The 16,185-nt window shown below is 63.8% G+C and carries 14 protein-coding genes; 11 read left to right on the top strand and 3 right to left on the bottom strand.

All coding sequences use genetic code 11. The features are described from left to right. The first annotated feature begins 13 nt into the window (after positions 1-13). Complete coding sequence (gene dapC, locus KHO49_RS06880) at positions 14-1,213, top strand: succinyldiaminopimelate transaminase (protein ID WP_213664802.1); 1,200 nt, start codon at positions 14-16, stop codon at positions 1,211-1,213. A gap of 73 nt (positions 1,214-1,286) precedes the next feature. On the opposite strand, the gene KHO49_RS06875 is transcribed toward dapC, so the two are convergent. Further along, positions 1,287-2,933 (bottom strand): Na+/H+ antiporter, encoded by a 1,647-nt coding sequence (locus KHO49_RS06875; RefSeq protein ID WP_102861360.1) that lies wholly within the window; start codon positions 2,931-2,933, stop codon positions 1,287-1,289. Between the two features lie 237 nt (positions 2,934-3,170). On the opposite strand from KHO49_RS06875, the gene KHO49_RS06870 reads away from it, so the two are divergent. From KHO49_RS06870 to KHO49_RS06855, 4 genes are all read left to right on the top strand, one after another. Then, entirely contained in the window at positions 3,171-3,533 is a 363-nt protein-coding gene (locus KHO49_RS06870; protein WP_102861359.1) for an ArsC family reductase, read from the top strand. Positions 3,534-3,566: 33 nt separating this feature from the next. After that, positions 3,567-4,601 carry a 2,3,4,5-tetrahydropyridine-2,6-dicarboxylate N-succinyltransferase gene (gene dapD, locus KHO49_RS06865; RefSeq protein WP_102861358.1) on the top strand — a complete coding sequence of 345 codons (1,035 nt, stop codon included), beginning with the start codon at positions 3,567-3,569 and terminating at the stop codon, positions 4,599-4,601. A gap of 76 nt (positions 4,602-4,677) precedes the next feature. Then, entirely contained in the window at positions 4,678-5,883 is a 1,206-nt protein-coding gene (locus tag KHO49_RS06860; RefSeq protein ID WP_213664801.1) for an aminotransferase class V-fold PLP-dependent enzyme, read from the top strand. Continuing rightward, entirely contained in the window at positions 5,880-6,290 is a 411-nt protein-coding gene (locus KHO49_RS06855; protein WP_213664800.1) for a SufE family protein, read from the top strand. The genes KHO49_RS06860 and KHO49_RS06855 overlap by 4 nt, the downstream gene beginning before the upstream one ends. Before the next feature lie 123 nt (positions 6,291-6,413). On the opposite strand, the gene tcdA is transcribed toward KHO49_RS06855, so the two are convergent. Next, entirely contained in the window at positions 6,414-7,223 is an 810-nt protein-coding gene (gene tcdA, locus KHO49_RS06850; protein ID WP_372342423.1) for a tRNA cyclic N6-threonylcarbamoyladenosine(37) synthase TcdA, read from the bottom strand. Positions 7,224-7,440: 217 nt separating this feature from the next. Here tcdA and KHO49_RS06845 point away from each other — a divergent pair, with 217 nt between their 5' ends. The 4 genes from KHO49_RS06845 (at position 7,441) to KHO49_RS06830 (ending at position 12,644) form a co-directional block, all read left to right on the top strand. Then, entirely contained in the window at positions 7,441-10,032 is a 2,592-nt protein-coding gene (locus KHO49_RS06845; protein WP_110596474.1) for a glycosyltransferase, read from the top strand. A gap of 185 nt (positions 10,033-10,217) precedes the next feature. Beyond that, positions 10,218-11,369 (top strand): succinyl-diaminopimelate desuccinylase, encoded by a 1,152-nt coding sequence (gene dapE / locus KHO49_RS06840; RefSeq protein ID WP_102878542.1) that lies wholly within the window; start codon positions 10,218-10,220, stop codon positions 11,367-11,369. Next, entirely contained in the window at positions 11,369-12,178 is an 810-nt protein-coding gene (locus KHO49_RS06835) for a putative RNA methyltransferase (RefSeq protein WP_213664799.1), read from the top strand. The genes dapE and KHO49_RS06835 overlap by 1 nt, the downstream gene beginning before the upstream one ends. Before the next feature lie 88 nt (positions 12,179-12,266). After that, entirely contained in the window at positions 12,267-12,644 is a 378-nt protein-coding gene (locus KHO49_RS06830; protein ID WP_102861352.1) for a hypothetical protein, read from the top strand. Between the two features lie 100 nt (positions 12,645-12,744). Here KHO49_RS06830 and KHO49_RS06825 read toward each other — a convergent pair whose 3' ends face one another. Beyond that, positions 12,745-12,954: a cold-shock protein gene (locus KHO49_RS06825; protein WP_011059510.1), complete on the bottom strand. Its 210-nt coding sequence runs from the start codon at positions 12,952-12,954 to the stop codon at positions 12,745-12,747. Positions 12,955-13,207: 253 nt separating this feature from the next. On the opposite strand from KHO49_RS06825, the gene plsB reads away from it, so the two are divergent. Both plsB and KHO49_RS06815 read left to right on the top strand, forming a co-directional pair. Then, entirely contained in the window at positions 13,208-15,712 is a 2,505-nt protein-coding gene (plsB, locus tag KHO49_RS06820) for a glycerol-3-phosphate 1-O-acyltransferase PlsB (RefSeq protein WP_102878541.1), read from the top strand. Between the two features lie 51 nt (positions 15,713-15,763). After that, positions 15,764-16,162 carry a YbaY family lipoprotein gene (locus KHO49_RS06815; protein WP_102878540.1) on the top strand — a complete coding sequence of 133 codons (399 nt, stop codon included), beginning with the start codon at positions 15,764-15,766 and terminating at the stop codon, positions 16,160-16,162. The last annotated feature ends 23 nt before the right edge of the window (positions 16,163-16,185 follow it).

The following is a 16,185-nucleotide window of genomic DNA, read 5'->3' as shown; positions in this document are numbered from 1 at the left end:
AGAAAACGCACCGATGAACAACGCTCTGAACCAGTTGCAGCCCTACCCGTTCGAAAAGCTGCGGGCCCTGCTCGGCACCGTGACCCCCAACCCGGACAAGCGCCCGATCGCCCTGTCCATCGGCGAACCCAAGCACCGCTCGCCGAGCTTTGTCGCCGAAGCCCTGGCAAGCAACCTCGACCAGATGGCGGTCTACCCCACCACCCTGGGCATCCCGGCCCTGCGTGAAGCCATCGCTGGCTGGTGCGAGCGACGCTTCGGCGTGCCGACCGGCTGGATCGACCCGACGCGCAACGTCCTGCCGGTCAACGGCACCCGTGAAGCCCTGTTCGCCTTCACCCAGACCGTAGTCAACCGCGGTGACGACGCCCTGGTGGTCAGCCCCAACCCCTTCTATCAGATCTACGAAGGCGCAGCCTTCCTTGCCGGGGCCAAGCCGCACTACCTGCCGTGCCTGGATGAAAACGGCTTCAACCCGGATTTCGACGCCGTACCGGCCGAGATCTGGCAGCGCTGCCAGATCCTCTTCCTGTGCTCCCCGGGCAACCCCACCGGCGCGCTGATCCCGCTGGACACCCTGAAGAAACTGATCGCCCTGGCCGACGAACACGACTTCGTGATCGCCGCCGACGAGTGCTACAGCGAGCTGTACTTCGACGAACAGACCCCGCCGCCGGGGCTGCTCAGCGCCTGCGTCGAACTGGGCCGCAAGGACTTCAAGCGTTGCGTGGTATTCCACAGCCTGTCCAAGCGCTCCAACCTGCCGGGCCTGCGCTCCGGCTTCGTGGCCGGCGACGCCGACATCCTCAAGGGTTTCCTGCTGTACCGCACCTACCACGGCTGCGCCATGCCGGTGCAGACCCAACTGGCCAGCATCGCCGCCTGGAACGATGAAGTGCACGTGCGCGCCAACCGCGCCCTGTACCGCGAGAAGTTCGACGCGGTGCTGGCAATCCTCGCGCCAGTAATGGACGTGCAGCGCCCGGACGGCAGCTTCTACCTGTGGCCCAACGTGGCCGGGGATGACGCCGCCTTCTGCCGCGACCTGTTCGAGCAGGAGCACGTGACCGTGGTTCCGGGTTCCTACCTGTCGCGGGATGTGGACGGCACCAACCCGGGCGCCGGACGGGTGCGCATGGCGCTGGTCGCGCCGCTGGCGGAGTGTGTCGAGGCAGCCGAGCGGATTCGCGACTTCGTTCTGCGTCGCGCGTGAGCCCCTTCGCCGGCAAGCCGGCTCCTACACCCTCCCCAGTAGGAGCCGGCTTGCCGGCGAAAGCGTTATTCGCTCACTTCACCTGCCCCAGATTCGCCTCGCTCAAATCCAGGTCCGCCAACACCTCTCGCAGCACATCATCACCGATCTGGTGATGCCGGCTCAGGCGGTACAGCTCAAGCCGTTGCGCGCGCAGGGCCTTGAGCCGCAGGCGCCGTTCCAGCAAGTCCATCTGCAATGCCAGGGCCTGGGCCTCGGCGGAATCGTTGTAGACCTCCAACTGATGCCGGTACTCAGCCATCAAACGGCCCTTGAGCTCGGTGGCCAGTGCCGCCTGGGCCGCATCGGGGGCCTCACTGGTTTCAGCCACTTCCTCGGCTTCCAGGGCATGGATCGCCGCCTCGGCGGTCTTGCGCCAGGCATCGCGGACTTCTCCACGGCGTTTGTCGTCGGGGCTTTTGACGATACCGCGCAACAGCAGCGGCAGGGCAATGCAGGCCGCCACCAGGGACAGCAGGATCACTCCAGCGGCGATAAAGATCAGCAGATCACGTTCGGGGAAGGCCTCCCCGGCGCCCAGGAACAAGGGCACCGACATCACGCCGGCCAGGGTCACAGCCCCACGCACCCCGCCCACCGTCAGCAGCCAGCAGGAGCGCGCCGTGGGCACCAGGGTCAGCTCGCCCTTGCCGCGCCAGCGCCGCAGCAGCCCGGACAGGCGCCAGATGCTCTGCACCCAGATAAAACGCAACACCAGCAGCACCAGGAAGATCGCCAGCACATCCAGGCAGCGGTAGAACAGGGTCGGCCAGAGTGAAGTTTCATGACTGACCACGGCCTTGATGATGTCAGGCAATTGCAGCCCCAACAGTAGGAAGATCAGGCCATTGAAGGCGAACTCCAGCAGCGACCAGACACTGCGATTGAGCAGTCGGGTGCTGGTCTGGCGCGGCAGCAGGTCGAGCCAGCTCTGCATCATTCCCGCCGCCACCGCCGAGAGAATGCCCGAGGCCCCCAGGCGCTCGGCCAGGACGTAAGCCGCGAAGGGCAATAGCAACATGAACACCACATGGGTCGCCGGATCGTCCCAGCCGCGGGCGATCATCCAGGCCCGCAGGCGCCCGACCAGCCAGCTCAGGGCCACGCCGACCGCCAAGCCACCCACCGCCACCAACACAAAGGTCAGGCTGGCATTGGCCAGGGAGAACACCCCGGTAACGGCGGCCACCAGGGCGAACTTGAAAGTCACCAGGCCCGAGGCATCGTTCATCAGGGCCTCGCCCTGGAGCATGTGCATCAGCGGGGTTGGCAGGCGGTTCTGGGAAATGGCCGACACCGCTACAGCGTCGGTGGGCGACAGCACCGCAGCCAGGGCGAAAGCCACCGGCAACGGAATAGTCGGCAACAGCCAGTGAATGAAATAACCGGCCCCGACCACGGTGAACAACACCAGGCCCACCGCCAAGGTCAGGATCGGGCCACGCAAGCGCCAGAACTCGCGCTTGGGCATGCGCCAACCGTCGGAAAACAGCAACGGCGGCAGGAACAGGAAAAGGAACAATTCCGGGTCCAGGGCCACATGCAAACCCAGGGTCGGCCAGGCCAACAGGGCTCCGGCGGCGATCTGTACCAGAGGCAAGGGCAGCGGAATCACCCGTCCGACCAGTCGCGAAAGACTCACCAGCATCAGCAGGATGAGGACGGTATAGGCGGTTTGCATAAAGCGAAAATCCAAGGCTCAACAGGAAAAATCGTACGCATCTCAGCTGAGAATCGCCGACGAAGTGCCATATTAGCCGCTTAAACTCGGTACTGACCGCTGCACAAAAGTCGCAAGCCCCATGACCTGCCATGCAACAACCTGCGACAAAGCCGATTTCAGGCCGACGCTGAAGCGCTGCGGTCGTGGCATAATCCGTGACCTTTCATCTCCAGCATCTCCAAAGGGGGCAATTCCTTGACCGCTTCAAGCAAAACGTTGCACCTTTTCGGCATCAAAGCCTGTGACACCATGAAAAAGGCGCGCACCTGGCTCGATGAACACGCTGTCAGCTATGACTTCCATGATTACAAAACCTCCGGCATTGACCGTGAGCACCTGAATCAGTGGTGCAACGAGCACGGCTGGCAGGTGGTGTTGAACCGCGCGGGCACGACCTTTCGCAAACTCGATGACGAAAGCAAAGCCGATCTCGACCAGGCGAAAGCCGTTGAACTGATGCTCGCGCAACCTTCGATGATCAAGCGCCCGGTGCTCGACCTCGGAGACAAGACCCTGATTGGCTTCAAGCCAGACCTTTACGCAGCGGCGCTCAAGTAAGCCTGCTCACTCTATTTCGCAAGAGGTAACTGCATGTCCACTACTCTGTTCAGCCTGGCATTCGGTGTCGGCACCCAAAATCGTCAAGGCGCCTGGCTGGAAGTGTTCTACGCATCGCCACTGCTCAATCCTGCCGCCGAAATCGTTGCCGCTGTCGCACCGATCCTCGGCTACAGCGAAGGCAACCAGGCCATCACCTTCACCACCGCCCAGGCCGCGCAAATGGCCGACGCGCTGAAAGGCATCGACGCCACCCAGGCTGCCCTGCTGACCCGCCTGGCCGAAAGCCACAAGCCGCTGGTAGCCACCCTGCTGGCCGAAGACGCTCAATTGACCTCCACCCCAGAGGCTTACCTGAAGCTGCACCTGCTGTCCCACCGCTTGGTCAAGCCGCACGGCCTGAGCCTGGCCGGGGTGTTCCCACTGCTGCCGAACGTAGCCTGGACCAGCCAGGGCGCCATCGATCTGGGCGAGTTGGCCGAGCGGCAACTGGAAGCCCGCCTGCGCGGCGAGCTGCTGGAAGTGTTCTCCGTGGACAAGTTCCCGAAAATGACCGACTACGTGGTGCCGAGCGGCGTGCGTATCGCTGACAGCGCGCGGATTCGCCTGGGCGCCTACATCGGCGAAGGCACCACCGTGATGCACGAAGGCTTCGTCAACTTCAACGCCGGCACCGAAGGCCCGGGCATGATCGAAGGCCGTGTGTCGGCTGGCGTGTTCGTCGGCAAAGGTTCGGACCTGGGCGGTGGCTGCTCCACCATGGGCACCCTGTCGGGTGGCGGCAACATCGTGATCAAGGTCGGCGAAGGCTGCCTGATCGGCGCCAATGCCGGTATCGGCATTCCCCTGGGCGACCGCAACACCGTGGAGTCGGGTCTGTACGTGACCGCCGGCACCAAGGTGGCGCTGCTGGACGAAAACAACCAGTTGGTCAAAGTGCTCAAGGCCCGTGAACTGGCCGGCCAGCCGGACCTGCTGTTCCGCCGCAACTCGGAAACCGGCGCCGTGGAGTGCAAGACCCACAAGTCGGCCATCGAGCTGAACGAAGCGCTGCACGCTCACAACTAAGCAGCGATTCGGTTTCACTGGAACCGGCCGGGCGCTTATCATCGGCGCCCGGCCTGTTCAAACGAGTTCTGCCACCATGCTTGTACCCTCCCCCTGGCGCGCCGACTTCCCGGCCATCGCCGCACTGCATCGCCAGGACCAGACGTACCTGGACAACGCCGCCACCACGCAAAAACCCCAAGCCCTGCTGGACGCCCTGGCCCACTACTACGCCAATGGCGCGGCCAATGTGCATCGCGCGCAGCACCTGCCCGGCGCCCATGCCACCCAGGCCTTCGAGGACAGTCGCCGCAAGGTCGGCCAATGGCTGAATGCCGGTGACAGCGGACAGATCATCTTCACCCACGGCGCCACCAGTGCGCTGAATCTCCTGGCTTATGGCCTGGAGCAGCAATTTGAAAGCGGCGATGAGATCGTCATCAGCGCCCTTGAACACCATGCCAACCTGCTGCCCTGGCAACAGTTGGCCCAACGTCGCAACCTCAAGCTGCTGATCCTGCCCCTGGATGCCGACGGACTGATCGATATTGATGCGGCAAGCCGTCTGATTGGCCCGCGCACTCGCCTGCTGGCAGTGAGCCAGTTGTCCAATGTGCTCGGCGCCTGGCAACCCTTGACGCCACTGCTGGCCATGGCCAAGGCCCAGGGCGCACTGACGGTGATCGACGGCGCCCAGGGCGTGGTCCATGGCCGTCACGATGTGCAGGCCCTGGGCTGCGACTTCTATGTGTTCTCCAGCCATAAACTTTATGGTCCGGACGGCGTCGGCGTGCTGTTCGGCCGTCATGCCGCGCTCAAGCACCTGCGTCATTGGCAGTTCGGCGGAGAAATGGTCCAGGACGCCGACTACCAGCACGCCAGCTTTCGCCCGGCGCCCCTGGGATTCGAGGCCGGCACCCCGCCGATTGCCGGAGTCATTGGCCTGGGGGCGACCCTGGATTACCTCGCTGGCCTGGATCAGCAGGCAGTAGCCACGCACGAAGCCGCGCTGCATGCCTATCTGCTGCAGGGCTTGCAGGCACGCAATGGCATCCGCCTGCTGGGCACGCCGCAACTGGCCCTGGTCAGCTTCGTCGTCGATGGCGTGCACAACGCCGACCTGGCCCACCTGCTGACCGAACAGGGCATTGCCGTTCGTGCCGGTCATCATTGCGCCATGCCGCTGATGAAAAGCTTCGGCCTCGCCGGGGCGATTCGCGTATCCCTGGCACTGTACAACGACTCCGAGGACTTGGAGCGTTTCTTCGAAGCCCTGGATCAGGCCCTGGAGTTGCTGCGATGAGCCTGCCGGCGGACGCCGTGACCGCCCTTGAAGTTTTCCAGGGGGCGGCCGGCTGGGAACAGCGGGCCCGCCTGCTGATGCAATGGGCCGAGCGCCTGCCGCCCCTGGGCGAGGACGACAAGGTAGACGCCAATCGAGTCCATGGCTGTGAAAGCCAGGTCTGGCTGGTGGCGGCCCTGGAAAATGGTCATTGGCAGTTTGCCGCCGCCAGCGACGCACGGCTGATTCGCGGTTTGGTGGCCTTGCTGCTGGCCCGGGTCAACGGCCTGACGGTGCAGCAATTGCAGGAAGTGGACCTGGCGGACTGGTTCAACCAGCTGGGCCTGTCGCGCCAGCTCTCGCCGTCGCGCAGCAATGGCCTGAACGCCGTCTTGCAACGCATGAACGAACTGGCCAGCGCCCTGTAGCCGCTGCCGAGCCTGCGAGGCTGCGAAAAGGTCCGCAGGACCTTGCTTGGCGATCTCCCGCCAGACCTCTAGCGGCCTCAAGCCCCCACGGCCCGCCGGGCCGCTCGCAGCCTGCGGCAGCGGCTACAGGGGCTTGCTGCGTTCCGAGGGGCGACGCACGCCGGCAACGATCTTGTCCACCGCCTTGGTCGCCGCCACCATGCCAAAGGTCGCGGTCACCATCATCACCGCGCCAAAACCGCCGGCGCAGTCGAGCTTGACCCCGTCGCCGACAAAGCTTTTCTGCAGGCAGATGCTGCCGTCCGGTTTCGGGTAGCGCAGCTGCTCGGTGGAAAACACACAGGGCACGCTGTAATGGCGGGTCACGGTGCGCGAGAAGCCATAATCGCGGCGCAAAGTGGAACGCACCTTGGAGGCCAACGGGTCATTAAAGGTGCGGTTCAGGTCGCAGACCTGGATCAGCGTCGGGTCGATCTGCCCGCCGGCACCGCCGGTGGTGATGATCTGGATCTTGCGCCGCTTGCACCAGGCAATCAGCGCCGCCTTGGCATTTACGCTGTCGATGCAGTCAATCACGCAATCAATGTCCGAGGTGATGTATTCGGCCATGGTGTCGCGGGTGACGAAGTCCGCTACCGCGTGCACCTTACAGTCTGGGTTGATGCCCCGCAGGCGCTCGGCCATGACCTCGACCTTGGGCTTGCCCACGGTGCTGTCCAGGGCGTGCAACTGACGGTTGCTGTTGCTGACGCAGACATCGTCGAGGTCGAACAGCGAGATCTCCCCGACCCCGCAACGGGCGATGGCTTCCGCCGCCCAGGAACCGACTCCGCCGACGCCAACGATCGCCACATGGGCCGCCCGCAGCCGCTCCAGGCCTTCAATGCCATACAAACGGGCGACGCCGGCAAACCGTGGATCTTCTGTACTCATGACCATCACCTAAAAAACCGGCGCGCATTATAGAGCTGGGAAGCGACAAGTTTTAAGCCGCCAGCTACAAGTAAAGAACTTAAACGCAATTACAGTGCCCAAGGTCTGGCTTTCCTCTGTGCGCTGTACGCTCAGTTGAGGGCCGGTGTAGGATGCCCGCCGTTTGGCGCCTGCCACCCCTTCCCTCGTTCCACACCTTTTGGAACCCGAAATAGCTATGTCATCGCGTAAATTTGGACTCAACCTGGTGATAGTGCTGGCCATTGCCGCGCTGTTCACCGGTTTCTGGGCGCTGATCAATCGCCCGGTCTCGGCCCCCGACTGGCCGGAACAGATCTCCGGTTTTTCCTACTCGCCTTTCCAGCAGGGCCAGTTCCCGCAGAAGGAGCAGTACCCGTCCGACGATGAAATGCGTCGTGACCTGGAGATCATGAGCAAGCTGACCGACAACATCCGTACCTATTCGGTGGACGGCAGCCTGCAGGATATTCCCAAGCTGGCGGAAGAGTTTGGCCTGCGAGTGACCCTGGGGATCTGGATCAGCCCGGACCTGGAGCGCAACGAGCGGGAAATCATGCGCGCCATCGAGCTGGCCAACAGCTCACGCAGCGTCGTCCGCGTAGTGGTGGGCAACGAAGCGATCTTCCGCAAGGAAATCACCGCCGACCAGTTATCGGTGCTTCTCGACCGGGTCCGCGCTGCGGTGAAAGTTCCGGTGACCACTTCAGAACAGTGGCACGTCTGGGAAGAACACCCAGAACTGGCCAAACACGTCGATCTGATCGCCGCGCACATCCTGCCCTACTGGGAATTCATCCCGATGGACAAGGCCGGGCAGTTTGTCCTCGACCGCGCCCGGGACCTGAAGAAGATGTTCCCGAAAAAGCCGCTGCTGCTGTCCGAGGTGGGCTGGCCGAGCAACGGCCGCATGCGCGGTGGCGCTGACGCCAGCCCCGCGGACCAGGCGATCTACCTGCGGACCCTGGTCAACAAGCTCAATCGCCAGGGCTACAACTACTTTGTCATCGAAGCCTTCGACCAACCGTGGAAGGCCAGCGACGAGGGTTCGGTAGGCGCCTACTGGGGCGTGTTCAACGCTGCGCGCCAACAGAAATTCAACTTCGAAGGCCCTGTGGTGGCGATCCCGCAATGGCGGGTGCTGGCCATCGGTTCGGTGGTGCTGGCGCTGCTGTCGCTGACCCTGCTGATGATCGACGGCTCGGCCCTGCGCCAGCGCGGCCGCACCTTCCTGACCTTCATCGCCTTCCTCTGTGGTTCAGTGCTGGTGTGGATCGGCTACGACTACAGCCAGCAATACAGCACCTGGTTCAGCCTGACGGTGGGCTTCCTGCTGGCCCTCGGCGCGCTGGGGGTGTTTATCGTGCTGCTGACCGAGGCCCATGAACTGGCCGAGGCGGTGTGGGTCCGCAAACGCCGGCGCGAATTCCTGCCGGTGGAAGGAGACTCCAGCTACCGGCCGAAAGTCTCGATCCACGTGCCCTGCTACAACGAGCCGCCGGAGATGGTCAAACAGACCCTCAACGCCCTGGCTAACCTCGATTACCCGGACTTCGAAGTCCTGATCATCGACAACAACACCAAGGACCCGGCGGTCTGGGAACCGGTGCAGGCCTATTGCGAGACCCTGGGACCACGCTTCAAGTTCTTCCACGTCGCGCCCCTGGCCGGTTTCAAGGGCGGCGCCCTGAACTACCTGCTGCCGCACACCGCCAAGGATGCCGAAGTGATCGCGGTGATCGACTCCGACTACTGCGTCGACCGCAACTGGCTCAAGCACATGGTGCCGCACTTCGCCGATCCGAAGATCGCCATCGTGCAATCGCCCCAGGACTACCGCGACCAGAACGAAAGTACCTTCAAGAAGCTCTGCTATGCGGAATACAAGGGCTTCTTCCATATCGGCATGGTCACCCGCAACGACCGTGACGCGATCATCCAGCACGGCACCATGACCATGACCCGGCGTTCGGTGCTGGAAGAATTGGGCTGGGCCGACTGGTGCATCTGCGAAGACGCCGAGCTGGGCCTGCGAGTGTTCGAGAAAGGCCTGTCGGCGGCCTACCATCACGAAAGCTACGGCAAGGGCCTGATGCCCGACACCTTCATCGACTTCAAGAAGCAGCGCTTCCGCTGGGCCTATGGCGCGATCCAGATCATCAAGCGCCACACCGCCAGCCTGCTGCGTGGCAAGGACACCGAACTGACCCGTGGCCAGCGCTACCACTTCCTGGCGGGTTGGCTGCCGTGGGTGGCGGACGGCATGAACATTTTCTTCACCGTCGGCGCCCTGCTGTGGTCGGCGGCGATGATCATCGTGCCGCAACGGGTCGACCCGCCGCTGCTGATCTTCGCGATCCCGCCGCTCGCGCTGTTCGTGTTCAAGGTGGGCAAGATCATCTTCCTCTACCGCCGGGCAGTGGGGGTCAACCTCAAGGATGCGTTCTGCGCGGCCCTGGCCGGCCTGGCCTTGTCCCACACCATCGCCAAGGCGGTGCTGTACGGCTTCTTCACCAGCAGCATCCCGTTCTTCCGCACCCCGAAGAACGCCGACAACCACGGCTTCTGGGTAGCCATCTCGGAAGCCCGGGAAGAGTTGTTCATCATGCTGCTGTTGTGGGGCGCGGCGCTGGGGATCTTCCTGGTACAGGGGCTGCCCAGCAACGACATGCGCTTCTGGGTGACCATGCTTCTGGTGCAGTCGCTGCCCTATGTGGCGGCACTGATCATGGCGTTCCTGTCGTCACTGCCAAAACCTGCGGAACACCCCGAGCCGGCTCCAGCCGCCTAAATCGATGCAAAGCACTAAACGGCGGCCTCAGGCCGCCGTTTTGCTTTAAGATATCCGCCATTTTGCGCGCCCCGCCCAACCCTGTAGGCGCTGGCTGACCAGCGAACCACGCGACGCGGTGTAACCAGTAAACCGCCATCGCCGGCCAGCCGGCTCCTACACAATGCCTTGCACCGGAGTTCCCCATGACGGCCCCTGCCGAGCTTTCGCCGACCCTGCAACTTGCCTGTGATCTGATCCGTCGCCCCTCGGTGACGCCGGTCGACGCCGACTGCCAGAAGCTGATGATGCAGCGCCTGGGGGATGCCGGCTTCAAGCTGGAACCGATGCGCATCGAGGACGTGGACAACTTCTGGGCCACCCATGGCCAGCATGAAGGCCCGGTGCTGTGCTTCGCCGGCCACACTGACGTGGTGCCCACCGGCCCGGTCCAGGCCTGGCAGAACGACCCGTTCGAAGCCCTGATCGACGAGCACGGCATGCTGTGTGGCCGTGGCGCGGCGGACATGAAAGGCAGCCTGGCCGCCATGCTGGTGGCCGCCGAGCGCTTTGTCGCCGATTACCCGGACCACAAGGGCTCGGTAGCCTTCCTGATCACCAGCGACGAAGAAGGCCCGGCGCACCACGGCACCAAGGCGGTGGTGGAACGCCTGGCGGCACGCAAGGAGCGCCTGGACTGGTGCATCGTCGGTGAACCTTCGAGCACCAGCCTGGTGGGCGATGTGGTCAAGAACGGCCGCCGCGGCTCCCTCGGCGCCAAGCTCACGGTGCGTGGAGTGCAAGGCCACGTGGCCTACCCGCACCTGGCCAAGAACCCGATCCACCTGGCGGCTCCGGCCTTGGCGGAACTGGCGGCCGAACACTGGGACGACGGCAATGCCTTCTTCCCGCCCACCAGCTTCCAGATTTCCAACCTCAATTCCGGGACCGGCGCCACCAATGTGATCCCGGGGGATCTGGTGGCGGTGTTCAACTTCCGCTTCTCCACCGAGTCCACCGTTGAAGGCCTGCAACAACGGGTTGCAGCGATCCTCGACAAGCACGGCCTGGACTGGCACGTGGACTGGGCCCTGTCCGGCCTGCCGTTCCTCACCGAACCCGGCGCCCTGCTGGACGCGGTCTCGGCCAGCATCAAGCAAGTCACAGGTCGCGAGACCCAGGCGTCCACCAGCGGCGGCACGTCCGACGGGCGCTTCATCGCCACCCTGGGCACCCAGGTGGTGGAATTGGGCCCGGTCAACGCCACCATCCACCAGGTCAACGAGCGGATCCTGGCCAGCGACCTGGATGTGCTGACCGAGATCTACTATCAGACTCTCGTCAAGTTGCTTGCCTGATGCTTGCCTGTCCTCTTTGCAACGCACCGCTGAACGCGGTGGACAACGGCGTGGTCTGCCCGGCCGGGCATCGCTTCGACCGTGCCCGCCAGGGCTACCTGAACCTGCTGCCGGTGCAGCACAAGAACAGCCGTGACCCGGGCGACAACCAGGCCATGGTCGAGGCCCGCCGCGACTTTCTCAACGCTGGGCACTACGCCCCGGTGGCCCGGCGCCTGGCAGAGCTGGCGGCAGAACGCACGCCCCAGCGCTGGGTCGACATCGGCTGCGGCGAGGGTTACTACACCGCGCAGTTGGCCGACGCCCTGCTCGACGCCGACGGCTACGCCCTGGATATTTCCCGGGAGGCCGTGAAACGCGCCTGTCGTCGCGCGCCGCAACTGACCTGGATGGTCGCCAGCATGGCGCGCATCCCGTTGGCCGATGCCAGCTGCCAGTTTCTCGCCAGCGTCTTCAGCCCCCTCGACTGGCAAGAGGCCAAGCGCCTGTTGAGCCCGGGTGGCGGCCTGATGAAAGTCGGCCCTACCAGCGGCCACCTGATGGAGCTGCGCGAACGCCTGTACGACGAAGTGCGTGAATACACCGACGACAAGCACCTGGCCCTGGTGCCGGAGGGCATGGCCCTGGCCCACAGCGAAACCCTGGAGTTCAGGCTGCGCCTGGAACGCCCGGAAGATCGCGCCAACCTGTTGGCCATGACGCCCCACGGCTGGCGCGCCAGCGCCGAACGCCGGGCCGCAGTGATCGAGCAGGCCGAGCCTTTCGAGGTCAGCGTGTCGATGCGCTACGATTACTTCGTGCTGCAGTAACCCCCCACTTAACCCAACGACCGCGGGCATGGGCCCGAGGTCGAAGAAATCCGCGAATGGATTTTTCAGACCGGCAATGAGGACATCCATGCGCCAGCCCGATATCGAGATTTACCTGAAAGACGCCGACGTCGACTACAAGGCCATCGCCACCTGGCTCGGCGCCGTGCTCGGCCCGTGCAGCGACTGGGTGCAAAAGGGCCAGACCTACAAATGCACCGCAGGCTCAGTACCCGTGACCTGGCTGCCCAAGGCCGTGGGCAAGTGGAACAGCCTGTACCTGGAAAGCGACCAGACTCCGTGGGATGACGACATCGCCTGTGCCCGCGCCGCCTTTGCCGCGCTGAATGTGGAAGTGCGCTGCGCACCGGGCAGTTGGGTCGAGGAAGAAGGTGAAGAGACCGCCGATCGCTGGATTCGCATCAGCACCGACGGCGAAGAAGAGATTACCTGGCGCACTGCCTGAACAGCGCAATCCGGTAGGAGCCGGCTTGCCGGCGAAAAGGCCCCTGAGCCTTGCATCGCCAGCGCCCCGTTCGCTGGCAAGCCAGCTCCTGCAGGGTTGGTTACAGGCCGACGACGTCTTCGGCTTGCAGACCTTTCTGACCTTCGACCACGGCGTATTCCACCTGCTGGCCTTCGGTCAGCGAACGGTGGCCTTCGCCACGGATCGCTCGGTAATGGACAAACACGTCCGCCCCACCTTCACGCTGGATAAAGCCGTAGCCCTTGGCGTCGTTGAACCACTTCACGTTGCCGGTCTCACGAGTAGTCATGAATCCACACCTCATTTTTTTATTATTGGCTGGGCGCACTGCCACCCTGCCTTGAGAACTTTCCCTCGAGCTGCCTCTCTATGACTGGAGGCAATACGACCGCGGGAGAGTCGGCCGAGTATATGACAGGCGTAAAAACTCTCAACTCAATCTTGTTTGGGTGCTTTTTTGCCGATTTTCGGCGAATCCGGCACACTACCGGCCCCGAGCAGGTGCTCGGTTTTGATTTCTTATTCACTCACGCAGAAGCCGTATGACCCGCTCCCCGATCCGTCGTCTTGTGTTTGGCACCTTGCGCCGCCTGCTGTACCTCTGGGTCCGCTCGGAAACCATCAACCAGTCGTCCTTCACCCTCGACCTCGACCGCAGCCGGCCGGTGTTCTACGTCCTGCAAAACCCATCCCTGACCGACCTCGCCGTGGTCGATACCGAATGCACCAAGGCCGGCTTGCCGCGCCCGGTACTGCCGGTGTCGGTGGGCAACCTGCTGGAGCCCGCGGCGTTCTTCTACCTGACCCCGGAACCCGACTGGCTCGGTCGCCAGGACAAACGCGGCGCACCGCCAACCCTGACCCGACTGGTCAGCGCCCTGACCCAGAACGCTGCCGAAGATGCGCAAATCATTCCGGTCAGCGTGTTCTGGGGCCAGTCCCCGGACAGCGAGTCCAGCCCCTGGAAGCTGCTGTTCGCCGACAGTTGGGCGGTCACCGGACGCCTGCGCCGGCTGCTGAGCATCATGATCCTGGGGCGCAAGACCCGGGTGCAGTTCTCGGCCCCGATCAACCTGCGCGAACTGATCGAGCACAACAAGGGTCACGAGCGCACCGTGCGCATGGCCCAGCGCATCCTGCGGGTGCACTTTCGCAACCTCAAGGCCGCGGTCATCGGCCCGGACATTTCCCACCGGCGCAACCTGGTCAAGGGCCTGCTCAATCAACCCCTGGTGAAACAGGCGATCCTCGACGAGGCCGAGCGCGAGAAGATCTCCCCGGAAAAGGCCAAGGCCCAGGCCCTGCGCTACGGCAACGAGATCGCCTCGGACTACACCTACACTGCAATCCGCTTCCTGGAAGTGGTGCTGAGCTGGTTCTGGAACAAGATCTACGACGGGATCAAGGTCAACCACCTCGAAGGCGTGCAGAAAATCGCCCAGGGCCACGAAGTGATCTACGTGCCCTGCCACCGCAGCCATATCGACTACCTGCTGCTGTCCTACCTGCTGTTCCGCAATGGCCTGACCCCGCCGCACATCGCCGCCGGGATCAACCTCAACATGCCGGTGATCGGCAGCCTGTTGCGCCGCGGCGGGGCCTTCTTCATGCGCCGCACCTTCAAGGGCAACCCGCTGTACACCTCGGTGTTCAACGAGTACCTGCACACCCTGTTCACCAAGGGTTTCCCGGTGGAGTACTTCGTTGAAGGCGGCCGCTCGCGCACCGGGCGCATGCTGCAGCCCAAGACCGGGATGCTGGCCATCACCCTGCGCAGCTTCCTGCGTTCCTCACGCATGCCCATCGTTTTCGTGCCGGTGTACATCGGCTACGAGCGGGTTCTGGAAGGCCGCACCTACCTGGGCGAACTGCGCGGCGCGAGCAAGAAGAAGGAGTCGATCTTCGACATCTTCAAAGTCATCGGCGCCCTCAAACAGCGCTTTGGCCAGGTGGCGGTGAACTTCGGTGAACCGATCAAACTGGCGGAATTCCTCGACCAGGAACAACCGGACTGGCGCACCCAGGAGCTGGGCCCGCAATACCGCCCGGCCTGGCTCAACGAAACCACCAACCGCCTGGGCGAGCGCGTGGCTCAGCACCTCAATGAAGCCGCGGCGATCAACCCGGTGAACCTGGTGGCCCTGGCCCTGCTGTCCACCAGCCGCCTGGCCCTGGACGACCGAGCCATGGCCCGAGTCCTGGACCTGTACCTGGCGCTGTTGCGCCGCGTGCCCTACTCGCCCCACACCACCTTGCCGGAAGGCGACGGCCAGGCGCTGATCCAGCACGTCAAGGACATGAACCTGCTGGCCGAGCAGAACGACGCCCTGGGCAAGATCCTCTACCTGGACGAGCAGAACGCCGTCCTGATGACCTATTACCGCAACAACGTGCTGCACATCTTCGCCCTGCCGGCACTGCTGGCGAGCTTCTTCCAGAGTTCGTCGCGCATGAGCCGCGAACAGATACTGCGCTACACCCGCGCGCTGTATCCCTACCTGCAGTCGGAGCTGTTCATTCGCTGGTCCCTGGAAGAACTGGACGGCGTGGTGGATCAATGGCTGGAGGCCTTCGTCGAACAGGGCCTGCTGCGCTTCGAGAAAGACCTGTACCTGCGCCCGGCGCCCAGCTCGCGGCATTTTGTTCTGCTGACCCTGCTGTCCAAGAGCATCGCCCAGACCCTGCAGCGCTTCTACATGGCCATTTCCCTGTTGCTCAACAGCGGGCAGAACAGTATCAGCGCCGAAGAACTGGAAGACCTGTGCACGGTCATGGCCCAGCGCCTGTCGATCCTGCATGGCCTCAATGCCCCGGAGTTCTTCGACAAGAGCCTGTTCCGCCACTTCATCCAGACCCTGCTGGATCAGGGCGTACTGCGCCGCGACGAAGCCGGCAAGCTGAGCTATCACCCACTGCTGGGGGAACTGGCCGAGGGCGCGGCCAAACGGGTGCTGCCGGCGGAGATTCGCCTGTCGATCCGCCAGGTCGCCCTGCACCGCAGCGAAGATGCCGCCGACCAGCTCGCGGCACCGGCGCAAAGCGACTAGATTCTTATCGGCGCCGCAGAACCTGCGGCGCCCTCGATACGGAGATCCGTCATGAAAAAACTCACCCTGCTGGCAGCCACTGCGCTGCTTGGAGCCTGCCAGGCCATGCAACCCGCAGCCAAGGCCGGCCTCGACGGCGAAGTCTTCTATCTGCAACGCATCGCCCTGCCGCCTGCCGCCACCTTGAGCGTGAGCCTGCAGGACGTCTCCCTGGCGGACGCTCCGGCGGTGGTCCTGGCCGAGCAGAGTGGCCCGGTCAAAGGCCAGGTGCCGCTGCCCTTCCACCTCAGCTACGACCCGGCCCAGGTCAAGCCCGGCCACCGCTACGCGGTCAGTGCGCGGATCGAACTGGACGGCAAGCTGATGTTCATCACCACCGAACACAACGGGGTCAACCTCGACGGCAAAGATCCCCAGCCGTTGAAACTCCGTGTCGACGCTGTACGTTAATTTTCATTGCCCAAGGAAGCCGC

The organism is Pseudomonas sp. RC4D1 (assembly GCF_018390395.1).
GTDB classification, from domain to species: Bacteria; Pseudomonadota; Gammaproteobacteria; order Pseudomonadales; family Pseudomonadaceae; genus Aquipseudomonas; species Aquipseudomonas danubii.
This window is presented reverse-complemented; position numbering and strand designations above follow the sequence as displayed.

Coding starts and splice junctions, on each gene's coding strand:
- KHO49_RS06875 (WP_102861360.1), bottom strand. CDS start 2,933: ATGCAAACCGCCTATACCGTCCTCATCCTGCTGATGCTGGTGAGTCTT.
- KHO49_RS06835 (WP_213664799.1), top strand. CDS start 11,369: ATGCTTGCCTGTCCTCTTTGCAACGCACCGCTGAACGCGGTGGACAAC.
- dapD (WP_102861358.1), top strand. CDS start 3,567: ATGTCCACTACTCTGTTCAGCCTGGCATTCGGTGTCGGCACCCAAAAT.
- KHO49_RS06855 (WP_213664800.1), top strand. CDS start 5,880: ATGAGCCTGCCGGCGGACGCCGTGACCGCCCTTGAAGTTTTCCAGGGG.
- dapC (WP_213664802.1), top strand. CDS start 14: ATGAACAACGCTCTGAACCAGTTGCAGCCCTACCCGTTCGAAAAGCTG.
- KHO49_RS06830 (WP_102861352.1), top strand. CDS start 12,267: ATGCGCCAGCCCGATATCGAGATTTACCTGAAAGACGCCGACGTCGAC.
- KHO49_RS06845 (WP_110596474.1), top strand. CDS start 7,441: ATGTCATCGCGTAAATTTGGACTCAACCTGGTGATAGTGCTGGCCATT.
- dapE (WP_102878542.1), top strand. CDS start 10,218: ATGACGGCCCCTGCCGAGCTTTCGCCGACCCTGCAACTTGCCTGTGAT.
- KHO49_RS06815 (WP_102878540.1), top strand. CDS start 15,764: ATGAAAAAACTCACCCTGCTGGCAGCCACTGCGCTGCTTGGAGCCTGC.
- plsB (WP_102878541.1), top strand. CDS start 13,208: ATGACCCGCTCCCCGATCCGTCGTCTTGTGTTTGGCACCTTGCGCCGC.
- tcdA (WP_372342423.1), bottom strand. CDS start 7,223: ATGAGTACAGAAGATCCACGGTTTGCCGGCGTCGCCCGTTTGTATGGC.
- KHO49_RS06825 (WP_011059510.1), bottom strand. CDS start 12,954: ATGACTACTCGTGAGACCGGCAACGTGAAGTGGTTCAACGACGCCAAG.
- KHO49_RS06860 (WP_213664801.1), top strand. CDS start 4,678: ATGCTTGTACCCTCCCCCTGGCGCGCCGACTTCCCGGCCATCGCCGCA.